This is a genomic window from Paenibacillus sp. J22P90 (assembly GCF_059692195.1).
This window is the reverse complement of record NZ_JCAUAY010000003.1, coordinates 1-25,862: the sequence shown is the minus strand read 5'-3', so window position 1 is coordinate 25,862 and position 25,862 is coordinate 1. Positions and strand designations below refer to the sequence as shown.

The 25,862-nt window shown below is 48.7% G+C and carries 20 protein-coding genes and 1 riboswitch; of the genes, 15 read left to right on the top strand and 5 right to left on the bottom strand.

All coding sequences use genetic code 11. The features are described 5' to 3' along the window. Nucleotides 1–94: 94 nt before the first annotated feature. Nucleotides 95–649: a hypothetical protein gene (locus AC58UX_RS10380; RefSeq protein WP_497252199.1), complete on the bottom strand. Its 555-nt coding sequence runs from the start codon at nt 647–649 to the stop codon at nt 95–97. A gap of 129 nt (nt 650–778) precedes the next feature. Between AC58UX_RS10380 and AC58UX_RS10375 the strand changes: the two genes are divergently transcribed. Next, on the top strand, nt 779–2,056 hold the full coding sequence (locus tag AC58UX_RS10375) for an MFS transporter (RefSeq protein ID WP_497252197.1): 1,278 nt from the start codon (nt 779–781) through the stop codon (nt 2,054–2,056). Next, nucleotides 2,052–2,981, top strand: coding sequence for a Gfo/Idh/MocA family protein (locus AC58UX_RS10370; protein WP_497253617.1), 930 nt, complete (start codon nt 2,052–2,054; stop codon nt 2,979–2,981). Before AC58UX_RS10375 ends, AC58UX_RS10370 begins: the two co-directional genes overlap by 5 nt. Before the next feature lie 401 nt (nt 2,982–3,382). On the opposite strand, the gene gcvPB is transcribed toward AC58UX_RS10370, so the two are convergent. The 3 genes from gcvPB to gcvT are packed head-to-tail and all read right to left on the bottom strand — an operon-like array spanning nt 3,383 to nt 7,318. Further along, nucleotides 3,383–4,840: an aminomethyl-transferring glycine dehydrogenase subunit GcvPB gene (gene gcvPB / locus AC58UX_RS10365; protein WP_497252195.1), complete on the bottom strand. Its 1,458-nt coding sequence runs from the start codon at nt 4,838–4,840 to the stop codon at nt 3,383–3,385. After that, complete coding sequence (gene gcvPA, locus AC58UX_RS10360; protein ID WP_497252193.1) at nt 4,837–6,195, bottom strand: aminomethyl-transferring glycine dehydrogenase subunit GcvPA; 1,359 nt, start codon at nt 6,193–6,195, stop codon at nt 4,837–4,839. The genes gcvPB and gcvPA overlap by 4 nt, the downstream gene beginning before the upstream one ends. 34 nt (nt 6,196–6,229) lie before the next feature. Then, nucleotides 6,230–7,318 carry a glycine cleavage system aminomethyltransferase GcvT gene (gene gcvT, locus AC58UX_RS10355; RefSeq protein WP_497252191.1) on the bottom strand — a complete coding sequence of 363 codons (1,089 nt, stop codon included), beginning with the start codon at nt 7,316–7,318 and terminating at the stop codon, nt 6,230–6,232. A gap of 217 nt (nt 7,319–7,535) precedes the next feature. Beyond that, a riboswitch (glycine riboswitch) is annotated at nt 7,536–7,632 on the bottom strand. A gap of 153 nt (nt 7,633–7,785) precedes the next feature. On the opposite strand from gcvT, the gene gcvH reads away from it, so the two are divergent. The 5 genes from gcvH (at nt 7,786) to AC58UX_RS10330 (ending at nt 10,238) form a co-directional block, all read left to right on the top strand. After that, nucleotides 7,786–8,175 (top strand): glycine cleavage system protein GcvH, encoded by a 390-nt coding sequence (gene gcvH, locus AC58UX_RS10350; RefSeq protein WP_065857454.1) that lies wholly within the window; start codon nt 7,786–7,788, stop codon nt 8,173–8,175. A gap of 43 nt (nt 8,176–8,218) precedes the next feature. Then, nucleotides 8,219–8,815 (top strand): sulfite oxidase-like oxidoreductase, encoded by a 597-nt coding sequence (locus AC58UX_RS10345; protein WP_497252189.1) that lies wholly within the window; start codon nt 8,219–8,221, stop codon nt 8,813–8,815. A gap of 194 nt (nt 8,816–9,009) precedes the next feature. Beyond that, nucleotides 9,010–9,237 carry a spore germination protein gene (locus tag AC58UX_RS10340; RefSeq protein ID WP_497252187.1) on the top strand — a complete coding sequence of 76 codons (228 nt, stop codon included), beginning with the start codon at nt 9,010–9,012 and terminating at the stop codon, nt 9,235–9,237. Nucleotides 9,238–9,366: 129 nt separating this feature from the next. Continuing rightward, entirely contained in the window at nt 9,367–9,612 is a 246-nt protein-coding gene (locus tag AC58UX_RS10335; RefSeq protein ID WP_497252185.1) for a hypothetical protein, read from the top strand. Nucleotides 9,613–9,716: 104 nt separating this feature from the next. Beyond that, nucleotides 9,717–10,238 (top strand): DinB family protein, encoded by a 522-nt coding sequence (locus tag AC58UX_RS10330; RefSeq protein ID WP_497252183.1) that lies wholly within the window; start codon nt 9,717–9,719, stop codon nt 10,236–10,238. A gap of 69 nt (nt 10,239–10,307) precedes the next feature. Here the strand turns inward: AC58UX_RS10330 and AC58UX_RS10325 are convergent, their stop codons facing one another. Then, nucleotides 10,308–10,739, bottom strand: a complete 432-nt coding sequence (locus AC58UX_RS10325) for a VOC family protein (RefSeq protein ID WP_497252181.1) — start codon at nt 10,737–10,739, stop codon at nt 10,308–10,310. A 226-nt stretch (nt 10,740–10,965) separates the two neighbouring features. Between AC58UX_RS10325 and AC58UX_RS10320 the strand changes: the two genes are divergently transcribed. The 8 genes from AC58UX_RS10320 (at nt 10,966) to AC58UX_RS10285 (ending at nt 25,462) form a co-directional block, all read left to right on the top strand. After that, nucleotides 10,966–12,789 carry a cache domain-containing sensor histidine kinase gene (locus tag AC58UX_RS10320; protein ID WP_497252179.1) on the top strand — a complete coding sequence of 608 codons (1,824 nt, stop codon included), beginning with the start codon at nt 10,966–10,968 and terminating at the stop codon, nt 12,787–12,789. Next, a complete protein-coding gene (locus AC58UX_RS10315; RefSeq protein ID WP_497252177.1) occupies nt 12,773–14,395 on the top strand; it encodes a response regulator in 1,623 nt (540 codons plus the stop codon). Before AC58UX_RS10320 ends, AC58UX_RS10315 begins: the two co-directional genes overlap by 17 nt. 140 nt (nt 14,396–14,535) lie before the next feature. After that, a complete protein-coding gene (locus tag AC58UX_RS10310; RefSeq protein ID WP_497252175.1) occupies nt 14,536–15,930 on the top strand; it encodes an ABC transporter substrate-binding protein in 1,395 nt (464 codons plus the stop codon). Between the two features lie 76 nt (nt 15,931–16,006). Then, nucleotides 16,007–16,903: a carbohydrate ABC transporter permease gene (locus AC58UX_RS10305; RefSeq protein WP_497252173.1), complete on the top strand. Its 897-nt coding sequence runs from the start codon at nt 16,007–16,009 to the stop codon at nt 16,901–16,903. A 15-nt stretch (nt 16,904–16,918) separates the two neighbouring features. After that, nucleotides 16,919–17,809: a carbohydrate ABC transporter permease gene (locus AC58UX_RS10300; protein WP_497252171.1), complete on the top strand. Its 891-nt coding sequence runs from the start codon at nt 16,919–16,921 to the stop codon at nt 17,807–17,809. A gap of 14 nt (nt 17,810–17,823) precedes the next feature. Continuing rightward, entirely contained in the window at nt 17,824–19,932 is a 2,109-nt protein-coding gene (locus tag AC58UX_RS10295) for a heparinase II/III domain-containing protein (protein WP_497252169.1), read from the top strand. Nucleotides 19,933–20,001: 69 nt separating this feature from the next. Next, entirely contained in the window at nt 20,002–22,419 is a 2,418-nt protein-coding gene (locus AC58UX_RS10290) for a hypothetical protein (RefSeq protein ID WP_497252167.1), read from the top strand. Nucleotides 22,420–22,558: 139 nt separating this feature from the next. Beyond that, entirely contained in the window at nt 22,559–25,462 is a 2,904-nt protein-coding gene (locus tag AC58UX_RS10285) for a discoidin domain-containing protein (RefSeq protein ID WP_497253615.1), read from the top strand. Nucleotides 25,463–25,862 lie beyond the last annotated feature (400 nt).

Sequence of the window (25,862 nt, the reverse complement as noted above, 5' to 3'; positions counted from 1 at the left end):
AAATTAAAAAAATCACCCGCGATTGAGACTTCTCTGACCTGCTTTTGCAAGTCGGTCGAGAGCTCAAACGACGGGTGATTTTGTTTTGTGTTGCTTATGCGCCAACCTGTTGCCCTACGGATGCAGGGTGATTCACGTTGGTTTGCTGCAGTTCTTGAATATCCGAAATGCGAATAATGAGGCGGTTTACTTCATTGGTTGTATATGAGAGCTGTTCGGTGCGCTGCTCGAGTTGTGATAAGGAAATGCCGATCCAATTCTTTTTGCGGCGATGCGTTTGTAGATCATATTTGAGAACAGTAAGCGTTGCTGCAAATGGATCTGGCTTTACATACACATCTTTCATTCTATCTGCCAGATTGAAAAATAGCTTGCCGCCATTCCATTTGATATATCCTGGTTCAAAAAGGATCACGATAAAATCGGAATCTCCGCCATCCTTGTCTTCCATGGAAATGAGGCGTACGGCTCCGTTCGCCTTAGGTTTAATATATTGATTGGAACGGATATCTGGTAGAAATGGAACGACCAGAATCGGGCAAACACTAGCGATATACAAATAAGTAGTTGACTCAAACTTGATAGAGAGTACAATGAAAGTCAAAAAGAGCAACAAAGTTGCAAGTAGACCCAAAATTTTAGGTTTCATAAGTTTACGAGAATCCCGCCTGACATGATAGATTAGGTAGTCCTACCTATTTTACCATAAGCAACCCATAGGTTGTAAACTATTAGATCCTGCTAACTATGATAGACAGACATAAGGAGGTTTATGCCTATGAAATTATTTGATCCGAACGCCCGAAAACCGAAGAAAAAAATGTCCACATACCGAAAAAGCCTACTCGTAGCGACATTTGAGGGCTTCCCTGCTGTCATTATTTTTCAGTTGCTAGGTGGACCGTTTCTAACCGGTTATTTGATTTACTTGGGAGCAAGCTCAACTGAGATTGGTTTCATTCTTGCGATAACCACGGTCGTGAACATCATTCAAATTGCGATGGCCGTCGTCATGCAAAAATTCCGTAATCGAAAGCTCATGCTCATTATTTTCGGATCTTCGCATCGAATTTTATGGGCTTGTGTAGGTCTAATTCCTTTTATCTTGCCGCAAGAGTATTGGGTCATCACGTATATCATTTTGTACACAGCTGCGCATCTAGGGAATGCCGCTGGGGGGATTGTGTGGACTTCCTTGATTAGCGACGCGGTACCGGGGCCGATTCGGGGACGGTATTTTGGACTGCGCAATACCATTTTAGGAGGAGTCAGCTCGTTGGCACTTTTTGCAGGCGGACAGATTCTCGATCAGTACCCGGGTGAGCAGGGCTTCACCTATATTTTTATGATCGTTAGTGTTTGTGTGGTACTTAACGTGAGTGCTTACTTTTTATACCCGAATCCACCTTTCGAGCCATCAACAGCATCCAATCCCGTCGGGATGATCCGGAAGCCGCTTATGGACCGAGCATTTTTAAAAGCCATTATTTTTCTGGCAGCTTTCCTCTTCGTTCAAGGATTGACCGTGCCTTTGTTCTCTTATGTCATGTTGAAGCTGATGAATATTTCGTACAGTACTGTTTCTTATATAACTGTCGTACATACCTTAGTCATGATGGCTAGCTACTATGTTTGGGGAAATTTGAATGCGCGCTTCTCGGCGCAAACCTTGCTATTATGGTCTTTGCCGATTATTGCTCTGGCGTGCCTCTTATGGGGAGCGATCGCCTTCGTTCCAGCGGTCGTTGTTCTGTTTGTCGTTCATATCGTGCTGGGGATTGGCTTGGGCGGCTTCAATCAAATGGTCTTCGCTTTTACGATAGGCGATACGCCGAAAAGTGAGCGTCCGATGTATATTGCGACATACTCGGCGATTACTGGCTTCGCAGCGTTCCTGGGCCCGATGGCAGGCGGGAAGATTTACGCCTTAATTACGGAACAACCGATGTGGGTGCAGGTTTATGGCATGTCGACGTTGGTTGGGGCTATTTTGCTCATACTAGGATTGTGGGTAGGGCGTTACGTATTACGAACAGAGATAAGGAGTGGCAATTAACGTGTCTAAAAAGAGAATTGGCCTTATCGGCTTAGGAGATATCGCGCAAAAGGTATATTTACCGCTGCTGTCCGTCAATGAGCAAGTTGAGCTTGTAGGCATCATGAGCTCTACGCCTGCAACCGTTGAACGGATGAAACTGAAATATAGAATTCCATTCGGGACGACACAATTGGATGAACTGCTAGCGCTTGGGTTAGATGCCGTGTTCGTGCATAGCCCGACGTCGACGCATTTTGATATTGCGATGAAATGTATGGCGCATGGCGTTGCGGTATACGTAGATAAGCCGCTTTCGTATACGTGGTCAGAGTCAGTGGATATGGCGGTCTATGCGGAGCGAAAAGGCGTGCTGCTAGCCGCAGGCTTCAACCGTCGCTATGCGCCGCTGTATATCGAGGCGAAGCAATGGTTGCAGGAAGCGGGCGGTTTTGATGTGGCCTCAGCGGTTAAGCACCGGACCAAGCTGCAGGGGCATAGCGCTAAAGAAACGCTGTATGACGATTTGATTCACATGCTGGACACGTTGCTTTGGTTGGGAGAGCGTTCTTATGAGGTAAAAAGCTCCCATCAGCAAGTGGATGACAGCGGCAAGCTGCTGCATGCAACAGGCACGCTGGGCTTCGGCTCCGCGATCGGCTCTTATAGCATGGTCAGATTAGCTGGCGTTGATTTGGAAAAAGTCGAGCTGCATGGCAGCGGCAGATCCGTCGAGGTGACGAATTTGGAGTCAGCGGTCTTCTATGATAAAAACGCCGCTCCCCGCCTGCGCACCTTTGGCAGCTGGGACACCGTGCTCGAGCGCAGAGGCTTCGCCGGCGTCGTTCAGCATTTCTTGGACTCGCTGGATAATCCGAATGCCTGCGGCATCCGCGGGGATTTGGTGCTGGCTTCGCATCAGTTGGTGGAGAAGTTGTCGGTGTGAGTTAAATAACCCACATCCATCCGACTGGACGCCGATCTTTCCAACACCTATCCGACTGGACGCTCCGTCCACCCCCATCGATTCGGCTGAAGACAGTTGTTGAGAATGTGGGAGTGGATTAGTTCGATTTTGCCTGCTTAAATGGGAAATTTGAAGGCGATTAGCGGCAGTAGTTTGATTTTGCCTACTTAAAACGCCGGAAATTGGCAGTCACCTGGGAAATTGGTTAAATAGTTGGGTGGAATCGAACTATTCGTTCATCGGAGATGATTTGGGCTCGTTTAGTTCGGGTTTTTCGGACTAATGACTGTCAGGTAGCTATAATGACGTAAAAAGGCTGATCCTATCAGGTAGAAATCTACTTGAGGGATCAGCCTTTTCGTATATAGATGCGTGTTGAGTTACCCGCAGGTACAGTTCAAAACCGGCTTCCGAGCGGCCAACGCCTCATCCATGCGACTGACGACTGTCGTGTAGGGGGCGTTTTTAACCAGTTCAGGATTCTCTTCGGCTTCCTTAGCGATCGCAATCATCGTGTCGATGAAGCTATCGAGCGTTTGCTTGCTTTCGGTTTCCGTCGGCTCAATCATGATGCATTCTTCCACGCTGAGCGGGAAGTAAATGGTCGGCGGGTGATAGCCGAAGTCAAGCAGTCTTTTAGCGATATCGAGTGTACGAACGCCCAATTTCTTCTGCCGGTTGCCGGAGAGCACGAATTCATGCTTACAGAAGCGCGGATGTGGAACGTCGAAATAAGGTGTTAACCGAGCGAGCATATAGTTAGCGTTCAGCACGGCGTATTCGGATACTTTGCGCAAGCCCTCCGGACCGAGCGTACGAATGTAGGTGTAGGCACGAACTAGGATGCCGAAGTTGCCGTAAAAGCCTTTGACACGACCGATGGACTGCGGATAGTTATAGTCGAAATAGAAGCTGTTATCCTCACGTTTGGCTACGAGCGGCGTAGGCAAGAAGGGGATCAACCGCTCTTTGACACCTACGGGGCCTGCGCCAGGACCGCCGCCGCCGTGCGGGGTGCTCATCGTTTTATGCAGGTTGAGATGGACCACATCGAAGCCCATGTCCCCGGGCCGCGTGATGCCCATAATGGCATTCGCGTTTGCGCCATCATAGTAGAGCAAGCCGCCTGCGGCATGCACGATCTCTGCGATCTCGACGATTTGTTCTTCGAACAAGCCGAGGGTGTTAGGGTTCGTCAGCATGAGTGCTGCGGTATCGGAGCCGACGGCACGGCGCAGCTCGTCGAGATTTACAAGGCCGCGTTCATCTGATTTGATCGTGACCGTATGGAATCCGGCAACGGTTGCACTGGCTGGATTGGTGCCATGTGCGGAGTCAGGGCAAATGACTTTTGTCCGGTGCTCGCCACGGCTTTCGTGGTACGCGCGGATCATCATGAGACCGGTCCATTCGCCATGGGCACCAGCAGCAGGCTGCAGGGTTACGCGGTCCATCCCCGTGATCGCTTCAAGATCATGCTGGAGATTGTACAGCAGCTCCATCGCGCCTTGCAGCGATTCCTCGGGCTGATAAGGATGTATATGGGCGAAGCCGGGGAAGCGGGCGACGTCTTCGTTGATTTTGGGATTATATTTCATCGTACACGAGCCTAGCGGATAGAAGCCATTATCCACCCCGAAGTTGCGACGAGAAAGCGCCGTGTAGTGGCGGATGACATCGACTTCATACACCTCGGGTAAGTCGGGCTCCTGTTTACGCCGAAACTTGGCAGGGAGAAGCTCATCGATGTTTACGTCGGGAACATCCGAGTCAGGCAAGGAATAGGCGACACGGCCAGGATGGCTCATTTCAAAAATGAGTGCTTTGTCGTTGCTCATACAAGTTCCTCCAATGCAGCTGCGAAGCTATCAATGTCTTCGCGAGTTCTTTGCTCGGTGACGGCGATCAGCATGTGGCCAGCGAGCTCGGGATAGTCGCGGCCGAGGTCGTAGCCGCCGATGAAGCCCTTCTGCAGGAGCTGACGATTCAGCTCCTCGATGTTCGTGCCGTCCGGCAGCTTGACGGCAAATTCATTGAAGTAGCTGCCGGTGAACGGCAGCTTTAGTTTAGATGACGCGGCGAGGCGATTCGCCGCGTAGTGCGCTTTGCGGACGTTGAGCGTGCCAACGTCCTGAATGCCTTGCTTGCCCATCGTGGACAAGTACACGGATGCGCAAAGCGCGAGAAGCGCTTGGTTGGAGCAGATGTTCGACGTGGCTTTCTCACGTCGTATATGCTGCTCCCGCGCTTGCAGCGTAAGCACGAATCCGCGCTTGCCATCGCGGTCAACGGTTTGACCTACGATGCGCCCAGGCATGCGGCGCATCCAGCTCTCCGCGACGGCGAAGTAGCCGCAGCTCGGTCCTCCCAGCGCAGCTGGGATGCCGAGCGGCTGGCAATCGCCGACGACGATGTCAGCGCCGAGCTTGCCTGGCGCTTCGAGCAGCCCGAGCGTGAGCGGATTCGCGCTCACGACGAGCAGTGCGCCCGCGCCGTGCGCGAGCGGCTCCACAGCCGCGATGTCCTCCAAGCAGCCGAAGAAATTCGGCGATTGGAGGATGACGGCGGCTGGTTCGCCGCTGGCGACCTTGGACGCGAGATCGTCAAGATCGGTTACACCTTCGGGGGTAACTGCGATCTCGACGACGTCCAAGTTGAGCCCGCGGGCGGACGTGCGCAGAACAGCGCGCGCTTCCGGGTGTACCGCGCGGGACACAAGCAGACGGCTGCGCTTCGTCGCGCCGCTGGCGAGGGCGCCGGCTTCGGCCAGCGCCGTGGCCCCGTCGTACATGGAGGCGTTCGCTACGGCCATGCCGGTCAGCTCACAGATGTACGACTGAAATTCAAAAATCGCCTGCAATTCCCCCTGGCTAATCTCCGGTTGATAAGGTGTGTACGCCGTATAGAACTCCGAGCGTGAGATCACATGATTGATCACCACGGGAAGGTGATGGTCGTAGATGCCAGCGCCGAGGAAGCTGGCGTAGCGTTGGAAATCGGCGTTGCGCCCAGCCAATTCACGCATATAACGGAGCAAGCCTTGCTCGCTGAGCGCCTGCCCCACTTGAAGTTCACCTTGAAACCGCACCTGCTGCGGGATATCCGCAAACATTTCTTCAATCTCGGAGATGCCGATCGTGTCCAGCATTTCCTTTTGATCCTGTTCCGTAATAGGGAAATAACGATGCTTCATAGCAAGGATGCTCCTTCCGACCCGGCTTCGGGGATTATTTCTTTTTATGAAAAGGGGTAGAAACAACACGAGCTTTCACTTGCGCGCCTCTGATTTCAACGAATACTTCCGTACCTAGCGCGCTATACGCGGAATCGATTAATGCCAAGCCTACATTCGTTTTGTAGGTAGGTGACTGCGTACCCGTTGTAACTTCGCCGATCTGTTTCCCGTCTGCGAATACGGTGTAATGCGGACGCGGAATGCCGCGCTCCTGCATTTCAATGCCGACGAGCTTGCGCGGTACTCCGTTTGCCTTTTGAACAAGAAGAGCTTCACGCCCAATGAAATCGCCTTTATCCAGCTTCACAAAATAAGAGAGCCCCGCCTCAAGCGGCGAAATATCGGCAGATAGCTCTTGCCCGTAAAGGGGGAGCCGCGCTTCAAAGCGAAGCGTATCCCGAGCACCTAAGCCTGCGGGAATGAGCCCATGCTCAGCGCCTGCTTCGAGCAGCTTACGCCACAGCGTAATCGCATCCTTTTGATCGACGTATAGCTCAAAACCGTCTTCGCCTGTATATCCAGTGCGCGATAGCAGCGTTGCAACACCACCCACCTGGACCTCCGTGAGGAAGTGAAACGTTTTTAATGTATCGATAGGGGCAGTTGTTAACTGAGCTAAAATATCGACAGCCTTGGGACCCTGCAGAGCCAGCAAGGCAGTCTCTTCAGAGACGTTGGTCAGCTCTACATGTCCTGTCAGGTGCTGCAGCAGCCAAGCGATGTCTTTGTCAATGTTGGAGGCGTTGATCACCAGCATGAAGTCGTTGTCGCTCAGCTTATAGACAAGCAGATCATCGACCACACCGCCATTTGGGTAGCACAGGAGACTGTATTGGCATTGCCCATCCGCGAGCCTAGACACATCATTCGTCGTGACTCTTTGGAGACATTGGAGGGCATCTGGCCCTTGAATACGTACCTCGCCCATATGAGACACATCAAAAAGCCCCGCTTGCCCCCTGACAGCATCATGCTCTTTTTGAATGCCGGTGAACTGCACAGGCAGCTCCCAGCCGCCAAAATCAATAATTCGCGCGCCATACTCCGCATAAATCGGGAAGAGCGGTGTTCGTTTCAGCATGCGTCTAACCTCACCTTCAATCGACTTTGTGTCCGTTGGTCACTTTCCGGAAATGCAAAAAAGAGCAAAAAGTATGCAACACAAACATACCTTTTGCCCCTGTCCTTTGTACCTGAGAGTTGCCTTAGACGGATGAACCTGTACGTCCAAACGTTAAGTTTCCCCTTGGGTGTCCGATTTCTCGTATGCAACGAGTCCTCGAAGCTCTCCAGAGTTGCGTCCGATACAGGTCCTTTTGCCTGAGAGATTCACCGCATCCGGCTTACTCCTTCGGCGCTGCAAACGTGCTTCGCAGTCTCTCCCTGTATCCTCATTCGCCAATATTTAATTGTCTTATTATATTCATTATGCGCCTAAATCGGTGTTAATTGTCAACAGTAACTTTTAGGGAGGGGAGCACCTTGACTTTGATGTTCACAGTAGATTAAGCTAAAAGCAAAATTTGTAAGTAAGTGAGGCGTGGACTGATGAGCAACGTACAAGCCAATTTGTTATACACGAAAGAACATGAGTGGGTAGAGAAGCTATCGGATACGGTGGTTCGCATAGGGATTACAGATTTTGCGCAAGATCAATTGGGTGATATTGTATTCGTGGAGCTTCCGAAGGTCGGTGCTTCTGTTACAGCGAATGAGAGCATTGGCAGCGTGGAATCGGTCAAAACGGTTTCGGATATTTTCTGCCCGGTATCAGGTAAAGTGACTGCTGTGAACAGTACGTTGGAAGGCTCACCAGAGCTCGTGAACAGTGCGTCCTTCGGCGAAGGTTGGATGGTTGAGGTTGAAATCTCAGGGCCAGAAGCCTTGGAAGGCTTGTTGAGTGCTGCGGAATACGGGTCTTACATCGGCAACGACTAGGGGTTAGATGCGTTAACAGAGGTTAACGGATGGAGGGTTTTCCATGCAATTTGGGCAAAAGCAACCGCAGAATCCGAGTGATCGTGTTCCTCCCGGGCAAACGCTGACACAAGGCTGGCCTGTGCTGCATTATGGGTCCGTGCCCTACTATAACGACATGAGCAAATGGAATTTGCGTTTGTTCGGTTTGGTGGAAGAAGAGTTCACCATTTCGTACAAGGATTTTATGGCGCTTCCCCGCAAGGAATATGCCAATGACATTCACTGCGTGACCACGTGGTCCAAGCTGGACAATGTGTGGGAAGGGATCGCTGTTTCTGAGCTGATGAGTAAGGTAAAACTGAAGCCAGAAGCTACACATGTGATGCTGCATGCCGAGCATGGATGGACGACGAATCTTCCGTTGGAAGATTTCTTGCTGGAGACGTCTTTTCTGGGTATCCGGCATAATGGTGTGCTCCTAACACCTGATCATGGAGCGCCTGTGCGGATGGTCGTGCCGCATCTCTATTTTTGGAAAAGTGCCAAATGGCTGCGCGGCATTGAGTTTATGGCGAAGGATAAGCCGGGCTTCTGGGAGCGGAATGGATATCATATGTATGGCGATCCTTGGAAAGAGGAAAGGTACGATTTCGATTAACTGAACAAAAGAGACGGATTCGCGGTCCGTCTCCTGCGCATGAATAACCCTACCCTATGGCGCTAACCTGAGTGGGGTTATTTGTTTTTCATAAAAGCTTGTCTCAGGCTCCCCCACTTCATTCTCCCTCGCAAGTGACCATTAGGCACATCAATACATACAATGGTTTAGAGCAGGAAGGGAGTGGCCGGAGCATGCCTGCAATCATTAACGGTGGAATCAAAATCCTCAATGTCGCCCAGGGCTCCAACGTCCAAATCGGCGACACCTTCGTGGTTAGTTTAACGAGCAGTTCCAAAATTTTTGCCGGAGCGAACTCATTTTCGCCTGGTGACAGCTTTGGAAGTGTGCAAAATGTACTCAATGGTAGCACGAATACGGTTGATCCTGATGCTGTTGATACGCCAAATACGACGATCTAGGGGTACCCTATCTATTTCCACAAATTGGACGATGATTAAGATGGAACTGACGGTCCTAAAGCTTATTAGCGGTGCGAAAGCTATACGGAGTCTGAAACCATTTTATATATAAATAGGGGATAGAGCAGCTTGTTAAAACGAAAAGCCTTACGAGTTTATATCGATACAATAATGTGGTTCATGCCTGTCCTGATTCTAATCATCGGGGCAAATCCATCGGTAGCAGGCAGCATCTGGTGGAAGTTGCTAGGATTCATGCTTTTTTCTGGCATTGTTGTCGTATGCATTTGTTCCTGGTTTCAGGCACATCGTGAACAACGTGAACTTGATAAAAAACGATTTGAATATGAATCTGTTGTATACCGTCAGTTCTAAAATAATAAGTCGAAAAACCCTGACAGGATGCTGTCAGGGTTATTGCTGTACAATAAGGGTATAACTGGAAATAACGAGATGACCAATCGAAGGAGCGGATTTGAATGACACAAACGGCTGAACGTATGTATGACTATCATGTATGGGCGAATCAAACATTGATAAACAGAATAAAGGAGCTTCCTTCAGAGGTATTCAGACAAGAGATTCAGAGTGTGTTTCCGACGATTGCAAAAGTCATTGCGCATATTTACCTCACAGATCGTGTTTGGTTAGATATCCTAGGAGGTATGAGTATGAAGGCGGCAATGGAAGCCTCCTGGCAGATAACTGAAGCAACAGAGAGTAAAAGTCTAGAAGAACTAGAGGTCATGTATTCCGAGTTGTCATTGCGATTTAAGGCTTTTCTGAAGGAACAGTCTGATTTGGAAAAGAAAATCACGCTCGATAATCCCTATGCAGGCGTAAGAGAAACGAGTCTCGCTGAAATGCTCTTGCAGGTCGTTAATCACGCTACGTATCACCGTGGAAATGTAACAGCCATGCTGCGCCAATTGGGCTATGCCTCCGTTATGACCGAGTTTGCGTTGTTTTGGTATGCGGGAGAGGGAGTAGCTCAGAGCTGATCGCTATCATCCTACAAATTCCCATACAAAAAGGCCCATCGCATTATGCGATAGGGCCTTTACTTCGTTTTAATTCATCGATGTACCTTCTGTGAACAGGTGGAAGGTCACGCCAAACTTATCCTTTACTTGACCATATGCCGGGCTGAAAAATGCTTCATGCAGATCCATAATGACCGTGCCGCCTTCTTTCAGGGCTTCGAAGAATTGTTTCGATAGGCTAGCATCCTTCGTCGTAATGCAGATCGTAACGTGATCTCCTAGTTGAACAGGTTGACCTGGGTCGGTGTCCGAGAACATCATTTGACTCTCGCCGACTTGCAGCATGGCATGTCCAATTAGCCCTTTTTGTTCATCCGCAAGCGGGAAATCCGGGTTGGCTGGCATTTCACCAAAGGTTTGCTTAAAAAGGACTTGAGCATTCAATGCTTTTTCATAAAAGGCAATAGCTTCAGCTGCAGTGCCAGGCAATACTAGATACGGAGTTAAACGCACGGACATGGTTAATCTCTCCTTAGATCGAGTTATTTGAGATGAAAAAAGTCTACCTCTTATTATTACCACACTTATTCGGAAAAATAAAGAACATATGTTCTATTTTGCGTTGAGATATCGAAATAGCTGCCCTCCATCTTGAAATTCCCCCCTGCCCGCGGAAAGTGACCTGTACTATAATACAATAGATAAAGACTATCTTCTCGCAACAGGAAAGGTGCTAACGTCGCCTATGAATAAGCAAGCTGTCTGGTCGTGGCTGCCACGCCTGTTCCACTCCTTTTCGTTAAAACAACGGATATGGTTTACTTTTGTCATCCTCATCACGGTAGGTCTGATCGCAACAGGTAGCATTGCTTACCTCATTGCTTCAAAGGAAATTCAACGGAACGCTATGCAATCCAGTCAGGATACGGTGAATCAGTCCGCACAAATCGTGAATGAACGATTGAAAAATATAGGCACAGCCGTCCGTGCCCTCATGTTCAGTGATGCTTTCAAGCAACTCATGAAGGATGTTCAGAACAAGGACAGCTCCAGCTACTTTAAGTCATTGACTGCCCTGCAGTATGTTTTCTCGCAAGTGAAGTTCAACGATACGATGATCGAGAGTATACTTATCGCCACGCCGATTGGTGATTTCTATCCAACCTCCAGTGCGCGAAATAATGCGGCTTCCTTTTATCAATCGGACATGTTTAAGCAGTTTCAGCTTTTGAAGCGGGGCTTTTGGAGTAAAGGGCATGTGGATCCTTTTTTTACGGATAAGCAGCGGGTAATCTCACTTGTGGCGGAGGGTGTCAGTGAAGATTCCATCATGAGCAACGAGCCAACGAACGTTTATGTGGTCATTAATGTGAAAGAAGACGATCTGCGGGATCTCTTTATGGAAAACTTAACGGATCCCAACAAGCACTATTATTTTGTTGATTCGAAAGGTGAAGATGTTAACTACGCGGATCGTACGCAAGATAGAGCGTTCATGCAGCGTCCAGATTTCGTGGAACAATTGACAGACGAGAGCAAGGGTTCTTTTTTCTATAGCGATTCCGATCGCAAGGATTATCTCGTGAACTATGCACGGCTGGACGTCAAAGATGACTGGATGATTGTCGGTGTTCAGGCGAAAGACACCTTGTTAGCCAAATTGAATGGCATTAAGCAAGCGACGACGTATGTGACGATCGGCTTTGTATTGGTCTCTCTTTTTATCACGAACAATTTAACGCTCCTGCTGCTCAAACCGTTGTTCCGATTGCAAAAGCTGATGAAGCGGGTTGAAGAGAATGATCTGGATGTACGTTTCGAAAGTGTGTATCAGGATGAAGTGTCACAGGTAGGTTTTCGATTCAATCGCATGCTCGATGAGATCAAGCAGCTCATTGCGGATGTTAAGAATCGGGAACGCGATAAACGAAAAGCCGAGATTAAAGCGTTGTCTGCGCAAATGGACCCGCACTTTTTTTATAACACACTCAATACGATTTACTGTAAATCGGTGCTAGGTGAGAACGAAGACGTGAATGAAATGATTTTGGCGTTATCGAATATGTTCCAATTGAGTTTAAGCGGGGGACGGGATTTGATTCCTCTTGCGGATGAGGTGGATCATGTTCGGCAATATTTGGCGATTCAGCAGAGGTCCTATGAGAATTTATTTGTTTTTCAGATGAATGTGGATCCTGAGCTGCAGTCTTGTCTTGTACCTAAAATTATGATTCAGCCTCTCATTGAAAATAGTATTTTGCATGGCTTCAAGGACATGACGGCCGGTGGTGAAATTCACCTTACGGCTCGAGCGGATGGGGAATGGCTTCATATCACGGTGGAGGATAATGGACACGGCCTCGTTCCCGAGCTGCTTCTCCAAAGCATGATGCACCCTACTACCTCGAAGCATGGCTATGCTCTGCGCAATATTTATACACGTTTACAGCTGTACTATGGGACTGAACAACGGATGGAAATCAAGACGAATGCATGCGGCGGTGCCTGCATTGAACTGTGGTTACCACGGTATGAGAAAGAGGAGGATTTCCATGGATCGACTAGTTAAGCTATGTGTCGTGGATGATATTCGGAGTGTTGTAGATATGATTACGAAAAAAATTCCATGGGATGCTCATGGCATCGAAATCGTGGGCAGCGCGACGAATGGCGAGGAAGGCTTTGCGGTAATTCGTGAAACGAAACCAGATCTGATTCTTACAGACATTCGGATGCCTAAAATGGATGGCTTGGAAATGACGCGCAACATCATGGAAATCTTGCCGACGAGTAAAGTAATTATTTTAAGCGCGTACACAGACTTTGATTATGCCCAAAAAGCGATCCAATACGGAGCATTAGACTACGTGAAGAAGCCTTTTTCGATTGATCAAATTGTGAAAGCGGTCGTAAAGGGGAAGGAAGTCTGGGAACAAGAGAACCTGAGTCGTAAACAGCTGATTGGTCTTCAGCAGAAGATCAAGGAAAGTATGCCGGCATTGCGGCAGGAATACTTGTCCCTGCTCGTTTACCATCAAACGAACGAATCTGAGTTAGCGCGTCTTTCGGATTTTTTGGATATTAATGAGCTGAAGCCGCCTTTTGCCGTGATGACGATTCAGATTGATCAGTTTACTGATAAATATGGGGAAGTACCTGTGAAAGAGCTGGAGCTTGTCCGATTTTCCTTGCAAAATATCGTCGAAGAGACGATTGCTTTTAACGGGGCAGCCGTTGTATTTCGAGAGGGACTCAATCGGTATATTTGTATCCTAAATGTATCGAATCAAGAGCTGCCGATTGCAGTTGCGGACCAATGCTGTGCGAACATTGCAAGGCATACGAAATTCACGATCTCCATTGGCATTGGAAATAGTGTAGAGACCGTGCAAGAGCTGCCGAAGAGCTACCAGCAGTCGCTTAGCGCGTTATCGTATCATTTTTATACTGGCGGGAACGGGGCATTTAGCTTTAATACGGATGGTGCAGCCCTTCCAGTGGAATGGATTTATACCGAGGATAGCGAGAATGAGTTTCTGTTCGCTTTCCGATCTGGCAATCGAGACGCGTGCGTAGAGTGGGCGATGTCGATTTTCACCGAGATGGGAAAAGTAGCCGTTCTCCCTGATCCAGGTGTCGTAGAGCGATTGCTGCAAGGTCTCGTGCTGCGTATGCTGCGCGTGCTTTTGGAGAAATTCCCTCGTCCTAGCCTCGCCGAATTTGAAGCGAAGACGCTTGAAATTAGAGATAGCGAAGCTGCTATCTTGGAGTATCGCGCCTGGTTTATTGAGCTGTGCGAAATTGGCTGCCGTCTGATTCATCAAGAGCGAGCCAGCGAGTCGCAGAAGATTATTCTTCGCTCGGCCGATTATATCAAGGCGAATTTGGATCTCGATTTGACGCTCGAGCACTGCGCGAAGCAGGTGAATTTGAGCTGGGGTTATTACTCGAATTTGTTCAAGAAAGTCACAGGCTCAACCTTTGGGCAGTTCGTTACGCAAGCCAAAATGGAGCGGGCGAAGTCGATGCTGATCGAGGATTATCAAGTTCAGGAAATCGCGCAACAGCTCGGTTATGAGCATCGGCGTTATTTTAGTGAGGTGTTTAAGAAACAGACGGGTCTTACACCGACCGAATTTAAAGAAATGTCTCTGGGCAAGCCCTCCAAGCCGTGAGGGCTTGCCTGTTTCTTAGGCAGGCGGAAGGGCAACATATAGAAATATCTGCCCTCATTCAAGAGTTGACCTCATTATCAGGACATCGAAATTCTTTTAGTATTAAAAGTGTAAACAACAGATTTAAGGGAGGCTTACACATGTTAAAAAAATTAGGGACGGTCACATTAACAGTCGCACTCGCAGGCAGCATGGCAGCTTGCAGCTCAAACAAAACCGAAACAGCAGCAAGCCCAGCGGCGTCTGCGAAAGCATCTACTGCACCGGCAAGCGCGGCTCCTGCCAAGGCGAAAACGAAGCTCTCCTATTGGACGGGTGACCGTCATGATATGGACTATATCAAAAGTGTGGTCCAGAAATTCAACGAAACGAATGGCGATAATATTGAAGTTGAAATGGTCGTAAAGACAGAAGATTTCAACCAAGCGATTGATCTGGCATTTGCATCCGGACAAGCGCCTGACATTATTCGTGTCAAAGAAAATACGATTCAGCCTTTTGCAGCGAAAGGTTATCTCAAACCGATTGATTCCTATCTCAATGATGCGATTAAAAAGAAATTCCCGGTCATTGACGATTTCAACCGCATTGGCGGCAAAATGTACAGTCTTCCTAACTACGGGTCAACGATTCGTCTCGTCTACAACAAAGAGCTTTTCGCGAAAGCAGGCATTGCCGCACCTCCGAAAACATTGAAAGAAATGGTTGAAGACGCGAAGAAAATTACCGCTGTTGGTAAAGCGAATGGCTCCTACGGTTTTGCTCAGAACTTCAAGAGCCCAGATAGTGCGCTAGGTCGTTCAGCAAGAGTGATCGCAGAAGCTAGCGGCTACGGCGGGTTTGGCTATGATTTCAAAACAGCGAAGTTTGACTTTGCAGGGTACAAAGATATCATTCAATCCTTCAAGCAAATGGTAGACGACGGCAGCACATTGCCAGGTATGGAATCCTTGGATATTGATCCACTGCGCGCACAATTCGCTGAAGGCAAAATCGGGATGTACATCTCCTTCTCCTCGGAGCCAGGCGTATACGCGAACCAATTCCCAGCGAAGATTGAATGGGCTGCAGCACCAGTGCCAACGATTGATGGAACGATCAAAGGAGCATCCTCTTTCTTAGGCGGTCAATGGCTATCGATCAGCAACACAACCAAAAATGCCGATCAAGCTTGGAAGTTCATGCAGTTCATGTATGAGGATGAAGTATTGAAAACGTATCATGAAAAGGGCTTCGGCTTATCGATGGTACCATCTGTATCTTCCGTTGCGAAAAAACCAGAAATCAAGGGCATTGAAGGCTTCTTACCAAATGGCAATGACGGCACATGGCCGCTTCAGCCAACCGTAACGGTTGAAGGCATGAAATACAATGATGCATTCTTCAAATATATGATCAGTGGCGGTAATTTGGATCAGATTATCCAAGATTTGAGCAAACGTTATAACGATGCTTTGGATAAAGCTGTCGCTAAGGGCGATGTTAAAGTAACACCGAATGCAAGCTTCGATCCAATGAAATTAATGATGAAATAAGCGCTAATTGAAGAGATAGGAAGCGAGAGTGGAGCCGAAACTCCACTCTCGCGCTCTATAAAGAGGAGGGAATGGGATGAACAGAACACGCCAGATCGGGTTTTCCTACTTATTTTTGTTTCCAAGCTTTCTGCTGACCATGGTGTTAGGCGTCTATCCGATTGCTTGGGCGATTCGCTATATGTTTTATGAATACAAAGGCTTCGGGGCACCGACGTTTATTGGGATTGATAATTTCAGACGACTTTTCCGAGATACGGAGTACTGGCATTCTGTCATAAATACATTCGTCTATGCAGGAGGCAAGCTGATCATAACACTTCCGTTATGTTTACTACTTGCGGTTATATTAAATTCAAAGCTGCGTGGACGCAACTGGTTAAGAGCGATCTACTTTATGCCTACCATCATCAGCTCGGCGGTCATGGCTGTCGTATTCTTTATCATTTTTAACTCGTACAACGGAATTCTGAATCAATATTTATTAAAGTTTCATATCATCTCTGAAAGAATCGATTGGCTCGGACCCAAGAATGCGATGCTGACAACGATAATCATTGCAGTCTGGGGGGCAGTAGGGAATTACATGCTGTTATTTCTAGCTGGTCTTCAAAATATCCCACATGATGTGTACGAAAGCTCATCCTTGGACGGCGCGAATAAATGGCAGCAGTTCTGGTATTTAACGATTCCGATGCTAGGTCCTGTGCTCCAAATCGTCATCATGCTCGCGATCATCAATTCACTCAAAGGGTATGAGAGCATTATGGTGCTCACCGAAGGCGGGCCGGTTGGTAAGACGGAAGTGATGTATCTGTATGTTTACAAGCTCTTTTTCCCAACACCATCGGGATCATTTACAGATCAACAATTTGGTTATGGCAGTGCGGTAGGCTTCATGACCGCTGTCATTGTCGGTATCATCACGTTAGTTTATCATCTGATGTCGAAGCGCCTAAACAAACTTCAATAGGAAGGAGATCGGATCATGGAAGTGACAGAATCGATACCTGCTGTTCATATAAAGAAACAAACACAGTCATTTTCAGTGGGGAGATGGGGGGGAAGAGCGCTGCTCTGGCTGTTTTTACTGATTACGGCCTTGCTTATCGTTTTCCCCGTCGTTGTGACTTTTTTAGGCTCATTTATGTCGAATATGGAGATTACCAAAGGGGGCAAAATTTTTCCGTCTTCCTGGCACTTTGAAAATTATAAGGAAGCTTGGGTACAGGCTAACTTCGCAAGATTTACTTGGAATAGCTTGTTCCTGAGTGGAGCAACGACGATCGGCGTACTTACCGTAGCCTCCATGGCTGCTTATGTGGTCGACCGCCTCAAATTTCCAGGAAAAGCGATCTATGTGGCGATTCAAGCATCCACCATGTTTATCTCCATTGGCGCAGTTGTGATTAGACCGCAGTTCGAGCTGATGGTCAAGCTGCACCTGAACACGAATTTGTGGGGCGTAGTCCTTATTCTCGTCAGTGGTCACGCGTATATTTTCTTTATTTTACTTAGCTTCTTAAAAGGTATTTCCCGGGAATTAGATGAGGCTGCACGAATTGATGGATGCTCGAACGCCGGTATTTTCTGGCGAATTATTTTGCCGCTAATGCGACCAGGACTAGGCGTAGGTGCGCTGTTCACCTTTTGCGGGGCGTGGAATGAGTACTTGCGACCTTTAGTGTTCACCATGACGAATCCGAAGCTGCAAACGTTGACTGTGGGGTTATCTTATTTGCGGTATGGCACAACAGCTGCGGTTCAAACACACTATATGCTGGCTGGAGCGTGCTTATCGATTCTGCCATTGTTGATTGTCTATATGATTGCAAATCGTCAGTTCATGCAAATGACGGCAGGTTCATTGAAAGGCTAGGAGGACTTCGAATCATGGACATCAAGCGTTTAGAGAGACTGCGGAGGAACGCAGGTAACTCGGATTTTCAAGCAGCGATGGAGCTGCTAAGACGGGATGCGGAAAAAGCGGCGGAGATCACCTTCGCCATTTGCTCCCATGAGCAAGGTGAATGGATGCACTACTACTATTGTGATGAAGATGGGACTCGGCTCACTTTCCAGTGGAACGAGCCTTTTCTTCATCGTTGTTCGACTTGTGGCAAAGAGCGGCAGAGTAATCGGTTGGATGGGTGCTGGACATCGTTTGCCCATAGTCAGATCGGCCGAGCTGTGTATCACGTTGGTTTACTGTATGCGATAGAGCCTGATGCAGGCAGGCTGCAATTCGTTAAATCCTATTTGACGGCGTATGCCGATCACTATGAAACGTACGCCATCCATGGGGATATTCCTTATAATGGGCCTGGTAAATTATTTGCCCAAACGCTGGATGAAGCGCATTGGATCACGGATTTGGCGCTTGGCTTTGATATGATCCAAGAGCATCTGACGCCAAGTGAGATTGCTCATATTCGAGCAGGGCTACTTGAGCCATGTGCCCGATTTCTCATTGCGCATAAAGAAAAGCAAATTCATAATCACTCGGTATTGATTACATCAGCGATTGCCGCGCTGGGGCTTTTGCTTAACGATAGAGAAGTGTTGGAGGCAGGCTTAGACGGTGAATACGGCTTGCATGACCAACTGGACCGCGGAATCATCGAAGACGGCTTATGGTACGAGGGGAATGTGCAGTATCACTTCTATGCCTTCAAATCCCTGTTGCACTATGCCCTAATCGCAGAAGGAACACCATGGGATGTATGGAAAAAGGAAGCGCTGAAAGCGATGTTCGATTATCCGCTGCAGCTGGTTTTGCCGAGCGGCGTTATGCCGACGATCAATGATGCAGGGCTCGGCGATCATATCGGCACGTATGCACCCTTTTACGAAATTGCCTACGATATTTACGGAGATGGCAAGTATTGCTCGCTTTTGAATACGGCTTATAGAACAGAGGATGCAGACCCACGCATGCAAGTAGCGAGCCAAACAAAGCGAAATTCGATCTATGCGTTGATGTTCGGCCAAAATTTGGACGGAGATACAGCGGAGTCGGACTCTCTTGGAGCCGAGGTGCAGCGATCACGCTCATTACCCGCAAGTGGGCTGACCAAGCTAGTGAACCAAGCTGGCTGGCATGTGATCGTGAAGCATAGCCGTTTCGGTGGCGAACACGATCATATGGATCGTCTAGGGCTGTCTGTTATGCATGGCAAAGTCCCGCTGCTTATTGACCCCGGCACGACGGCTTACGGCGTTCCTGCGCATTACGGTTGGTTTAAGCATACGTACTCGCATAACACGGTGAGTATCGATGGAGCTGATCAGCCGCCACGGGACGGGCAATGCATTCAAATGCACGAAGAGCCATGGGGCGTATGGCTGGAAACAGCCGTGGATTGGCTGGCAGCGGATTATGCGATGAAAGATAGCATCATTTTGCCTGCGGAGCTTAACCCTTGGGATAGCGAAGCTTATCAAGGAACTCAAATTCGGAGAGTGAACCTCCTGGGCGCGGATCATCTCATCGATATTGTGCAAGTCACTGTCGCTGTGCCTCGCGTGGTGCATTGGACGAATCATTTTAGCGGCGGTATGCTGCAGAGCAATGATGAGGGTGAAGCTAGCCGTTGGGCCGTGTCGGAAGATCAACTGAGCCGACTGGATCAGCAATGGTTCAAAGAGAAGAGGAAGCTGAAGCAGGATGTTTCATCCTTCGGTTATCAGATGCGTGAAGGCACGTTAGAGCAGCACCTCTGGTGCTCACTGCCAACAACGATATACACCGCGTTGACCCCAGACAATCCGCCGAGTGGTCAGCGAGCATCGCTTTTGACATCGGCTTCGGTGGAAAAGCGTGTGATATTTGTACAGGCACTACATTATGATGCCAACGAGGGAGAGAAGCTTCGAGGTCGACTGAAGGTGGCAGAATTGACTAGCGATACCCTTCAAATATCGTGGAATTATGCGGAATCACACGTAACTTATCAAATAGAGCTATTTGACGGAAAAGTGTATATTGAGAAGCTGGCTTGATGTCTTTATGATACCCATGTGAAGCAATTCGAAATAACCCCTAGGTAGGGGGAAAGGGTGTGTAAGAACATGAGAAATAAATTGTCATTCCTCAGTTTTTGGTCCATCAACGATGAATTGAATTTGGAACAGCTGATAGACCAGCTTGACGAACTTCGTTTAGCCGGGTTGGAGGGGGTTATTTTTCATCCTCGGTTTTATCCCAATAAACCAGTCTATATGAGCGAAGCATATCTCGCGATTCTTTCAGACTTGATTTTATATGCCAAATCAACGGGGATGATCTTCTGGATTTACGATGAAAATGGCTGGCCTTCTGGCACAGCAGGCGGTGAAGTGATTAAACGATTACCTGAATCTACCTGTAAGCATGTCAATTGGATCACGGATGAGCACGGTGGCAGTGGCAGGCTCGTGTTCGGAGAAATCGCAGCCGTCTCCTCCTTAGATTCAGAAGCAGTACATCTATTTATTGAGTTCACGCATGAGGGCTATCGCAAAGGCTTGCTTCCCGAAGCGTTCGATTATGTGACTGGCTTTTTCTCAGATGAAGTGGCGTTCTTAGATGGGCATGGGATTACGGTCAAAACAGGTGCCATTCCTTGGGATGATCGATACCCTGTACTTTATGAGAACAAGTATGGCGAAGCGTTGCTCCCGCAATTACCGCTGCTGTTCACAACTGGCGAAGGCTACGAGAGCTTCCGTGTTCGATACTGGGAAATGTTAACCGATGCCATCATTTCGAGTTTTTATAAGCCTGTAGCTGATTGGTGTGAAAAGCATGGCAAAAAATTCACAGCCCACGTGAAAGCAGAGGAAAGTCCTTTCTTTCAGGTGTCGTATAGCGGTTCAGCGTTTCAAGTGCTGCAACAAGTAGAAACACCGGCCGTTGACGCCTTGGAGCGATTCCCCGGTAATAATTTTTACCCGCGGATTGCTCACTCCGTCGCGATGCAGCAAGGACGAGATGGCGCGCTGGTTGAAGCCATGGGGGGAAGCGGGTGGGGCGTCTCGCCAGAGTCCTTCACCAACTACGTGATGTGGCTGGCCAGTCATGGCGTGGAACATTTCGTGTTCCACTTGAATCAGCTTAAGCTGACCACTCAAGCCGTGCAAGATTGGCCGCCGTCCATGCCGAGCCATCTGACTTGGAAGGATGCCTTTCCAGCGCTGTTGGCCTCCTTGCAGGAGCAGGCCGCACAGCTGCCGGATTTAAGGGCGAAGCCGGATGTGCTTATCGTAGCGCCAACCCGTGGGATTATGGCGAATTTTGATACGCATGATGCGATGCAAATGAATGAGCATGACGGGTCGAACATTCCTGCTAGCACAGCAGGTATCCTTGATGCGAAGCTGCTTGCGCTCGTAGAAGCTTGCTTCGAGGCAGGGCTTCATTATGAGTTGACAGAGGAGCGTGTCATTGAGGAGTCTGGAGCTGTCAGCGAAGGTAAGCTGCGGATCGGTATGCGGGATTACACGCATGTGTTGCTGGCCGACGGCTGTCGTTGGCATGACCCCGCGATTGTAGATCGTCTGCACGCTGCGGGGGTTACGGTATGTGATTCGGAGGACTGGCAGCGTGTACTGCCAGTGAAGGCTCCATCCGTACAGACGACTGCGGAGGTGTCTTATATAGCGCAGACACCGTGGATTGCGGAGGTGCCGGGGGCGAATCAGTTCTATGTGGAGTTGCAGCCGCAAGAGAATGGCAAGCTCACAGCTGAAATCGCCGTGGATCAGGCAGCTTCGTTTGGCGGGTTGACACTCTTTTTCCTTGATGATGTGCGTGCGGTTTGGTTGAATGATGAGGAACTAGAGGTGGTGCCAACGGCACTCGGTTTTGAGGCGGCTGTTCCTACATCATCAACTGCGAATGTGCCGAAGCTGCATATCGAGGTAACGCCGTTGCCAGATGGAGAAGCATGCCCGATTGCATTCCTGCGTGGTCCATTCATCGTCACGAGTAAAACTCCTTTTATCGAAAAGGACGAGCATCAATGGCTGCTCGAAGGACCACTTGAGCTAGCTTCTTTACCCTCCGCGATCCTGAGTGAAAACTTGATCTCATCAGGCTTCCCTTTTACAGGAACACCGATTGCTGTGAGGAAGACCATCCAACTAGGCGATTCAGCGCAGGTGTCCATTGAGCTTACAGATCTATGGGCAGATGCCGCCTTGGTGAAGCTGAATGGGGATGAGCTGGGCTGGTGCTGGGGACCGAATTGGTCGGTGCCTCTTCCGCATACCGTTAAGGAAGGCACGCATGAGCTGGAGGTTCTGCTGTATCCGAGTACTTTTAATGTGTACGGACCTCATCATCATGTGGATGGCGACCGTTATTTAACGAGTCCGGATCAGTATAAAGGTGTCAAAAATTTCGCCGACCGTCCAGATGCTCCTGAACAAACGAAGGTGGATGGTGCCCATTTCGTCAAATGGGGTATTGCAGGCGACGTACGGTTGCTTCATCACTTATCCAAGTAAAGTCCAATAGAAAGCTGCCCTCGGTATAGAAATTTCCGCATTACGGAAATGAGGGCAGTTTTTTTATAATTATCATTGTAAGCGCTTTAATATCTCGTCTAGGCGAGGACATCTGAAGGAGGGAATTTATTTGCACAAAATGAAAGCATGGCTGATCGGATTATTTGCATTTGTTTTTATCCTTGGGAGTTTAGGAGCTTTACCTGTTCGGGTTCATGCGGCTACCGTCTCCTCTTACGCACTGCCTTCGATCTACACGGCATCCACGGTGTATGGGCTCAAGGTAGATGCAACAACAATTCCGGTCGTGAGTTACACAGGTGACTATGATTATGCGCACTTCTCTATGTTAGGATCAGCCACCATTGAGATTACAGCCCTTGGGCAATCAAGTATTACTTCTTACTCCATCTCTCCTAAGAAGCTAAATTTAACGGGAACCACGAGCGGGAATAAGCTTACGTTTACGGTGAGTGGTGATGAGTATTTGATTGTTAAAATCAATGGGCAACGCGCGCTCGTCATCGCAGCTGACCCGGCGGAGACGAACAAACCCGCGTCATCGGGGACGGGGATTTATAATGTGAAGAACGCGCCTTACAACGCGGATAGCACGGGTTCCGGCATGGCGACGACCGCCATCCAGAATGCCATTAATGATGCGGCCAACTATACAGGCGGGCAGGGGATCGTGTATGTGCCTGCGGGGATTTATAAGGCGGGCAATTTGCAGCTAAAAAGTGACGTCGCCCTGTACTTGGAAGGCGGAGCGGTGCTTCGTTTTACAGGGGTAGCGAGTGATTACACGGTGAATTGGCACAAGGATTCACAGGATCGAGACGTCACCTGGTGGTTGTACACGCCGACCGGCGCAGACAACGTCAAAATTTACGGTCGAGGCACCATCGATGGCAACGGGAAATACGCGACAACGACGAACAATTTTGCCAGTAATATTATTGTTCCGATCGGGACTACCAATTTTACCTTCGATGGTCCGTTGATTCGCGATTCCGGTTCATGGGCAGTGACGCCAGCAAGGTCGAATGATCTTACGTTCAAAAATATGAAGATCTTTAACCGCTTCGACATGGGCGAAAACGACGGCATCGACGTGAATGAATCGCAGAATGTGCTTGTGCAGCACGGCATCGGCATTGGTTTGGATGATCCTTACACCACGAAAACGTGGGATCAGACGACGGATATTAGTCTAAGCTGGCCTGGTAGTCCCGAGCCTGTCAGTAATGTCGTGTTCGATGATCTTATTTCTTGGACAGTGTGCTTCGGATATAAAATAGGGCAAGGCATGCGGCAAAATCAAAGTGACGTGACCTTTAAGAATAGTGTGGTATACGACGCATCTGTCGGTATCGGTGTTGACCATAAATATGGGACGGGTGCCCTCACGAATGTGACCTTTGAGAATATCGATATCGAAAAAATCGGGTACACCAACGACAGCACGCGTACATGGGCGTTCTTTATCATTCGAAATGCCGATGGTTTCGGTGGCGGTACGATAAATACGTTGACAGTGAAGGATATTCTGGTCCGCGATGCTGGGACGACTTTGGGGACGCTGAAGGGCTACAGCAGCACCAAAAACATCAGCAATATTACGTTTAATAACGTGGTGATGCCAGGGAGCCCGACGCCTGCTCAAAATTTAGCACAAATGAACATCCTCAACCGTGCTTATTATACACCTGTGACGATACTGCCAACGCAGATTGCGGAACCTGTACAACGTGTGAACCTGGCATTGAATAAAGCAGCAACAGCCTCATCTGCTTCTGCTGCGCCGAGTCTTTCTTTTGATGGTAATTTCGGTACGAGATGGGGGTCCAGCTATACGGATAATGAGTGGATCTATGTAGATCTGGGGTCCTCCGTATATGTCGATGCAGCGAAGCTTTATTGGGAAGCAGCTTACGGCAAAAACTATCAAATCCAAGTTTCCAATGACGGCAGCTCTTGGACAAATGTATTTAGTACAACTTCCGGTGATGGCGGTGTCGATGACATTAGCTTCACGCCGACTTTGGCTAGATATGTAAAAATGAATGGTACCTTGCGGGGTTCGGTGTACGGCTACTCCTTGTGGGAGTTTGAAGTGTATGGCACCGTAGGCAACTTGGCTATTGGGGCAGGTGTGTCAGCGACCAGCTCTGTTGAGAATACGAATTACTCGACGGCTAAAATAAATGACGGACAACGCAGCAGTGTAACAGGTTCCATGGGTTGGACCAGTAACAACAGCCTAACTTCGAATCATACAGAGTCCGTGACGCTCGATATGGGGTCTAGTAAAACGATTTCGAAAGTGGATCTGTATCCACGTAATGACATTGGCAATGTGGGTCAAAATTTTCCGATCGACTTCACGATTAAGACCTCGACGGATAATGTGAATTGGTCGACGGTTGTGACACGTACGGGCTATGCGCAGCCGGGGGATGTGGTTCAAAGCTTTGCGTTTTCTGCGGTATCTGCTAGATATGTTAAGGTGGAGGGCACAAACTTACGCCCGAACCCGAGCGATGCGAATCGCTATCGGATGGCTTTTCCAGAGGTTGAGATCTATGCAGCCAATCAAGCATCCGGCGCTATCGTTACAGCGAGCAGCTCGCTGGAAAACAGCAATTACTCCACGAGCAAAGTGAATGACGGCGGGCGAAACTCGGTAACAGGCTCCATGGGCTGGACGAGTAACAATAGTTTAACTGCAAATCCTACGGAAAACGTGACGATGGATATGGGAGTGGGCCGCAGTGTGACGAAGGTGGACATCTATCCGCGCAATGATTCGGGCAATATTGGTCAGAATTTCCCGATTGATTTTACGATCCAAACGTCTACGGATAACGTAAACTGGACGACGGTCGTGACACGTACGGGGTATGCGCAGCCGGGGAATGCGGTGCAAAGCTTCACGTTTTCTGCGGTATCTGCAAGATATGTGAAGGTGGAGGGCACGAACCTACGTCCGAACCCGAGCGATGCGAATCGCTATCGGATGGCATTTGCTGAGGTTTACTGATTTAGAGATGACCACGCTAGCGTTACTGGCGTGGTTTTTTTAGCGGTTTAGCCGGTAATTCGAGGCCCGGTGTAGGTGGCAAAGATGCAAAAGAGCATCCTTTACACGAGTATTCAATTTAAAGTTTGAAATAATTGCAAAAAGGCATCTTTTTGGGGCAAAAAGGTCCAAAAAATTGAGAAAACACGAGAATTGATGCCTTTTCGCATTAATTTTAGCTGAAATCGTGTTTTGATAGAGAAAAGTTGCACTTTTGCATTTCTCAGCCGATGGAGAGTATGCTCACCCAACCCAACCCAACCCAACCCAACCCAACCCAACCCAACCCAACCCAACCCAACCCAACCCAACCCAACCCAACCCAACCCAACCCAACCCAACCCAACCCAACCCAACCCAA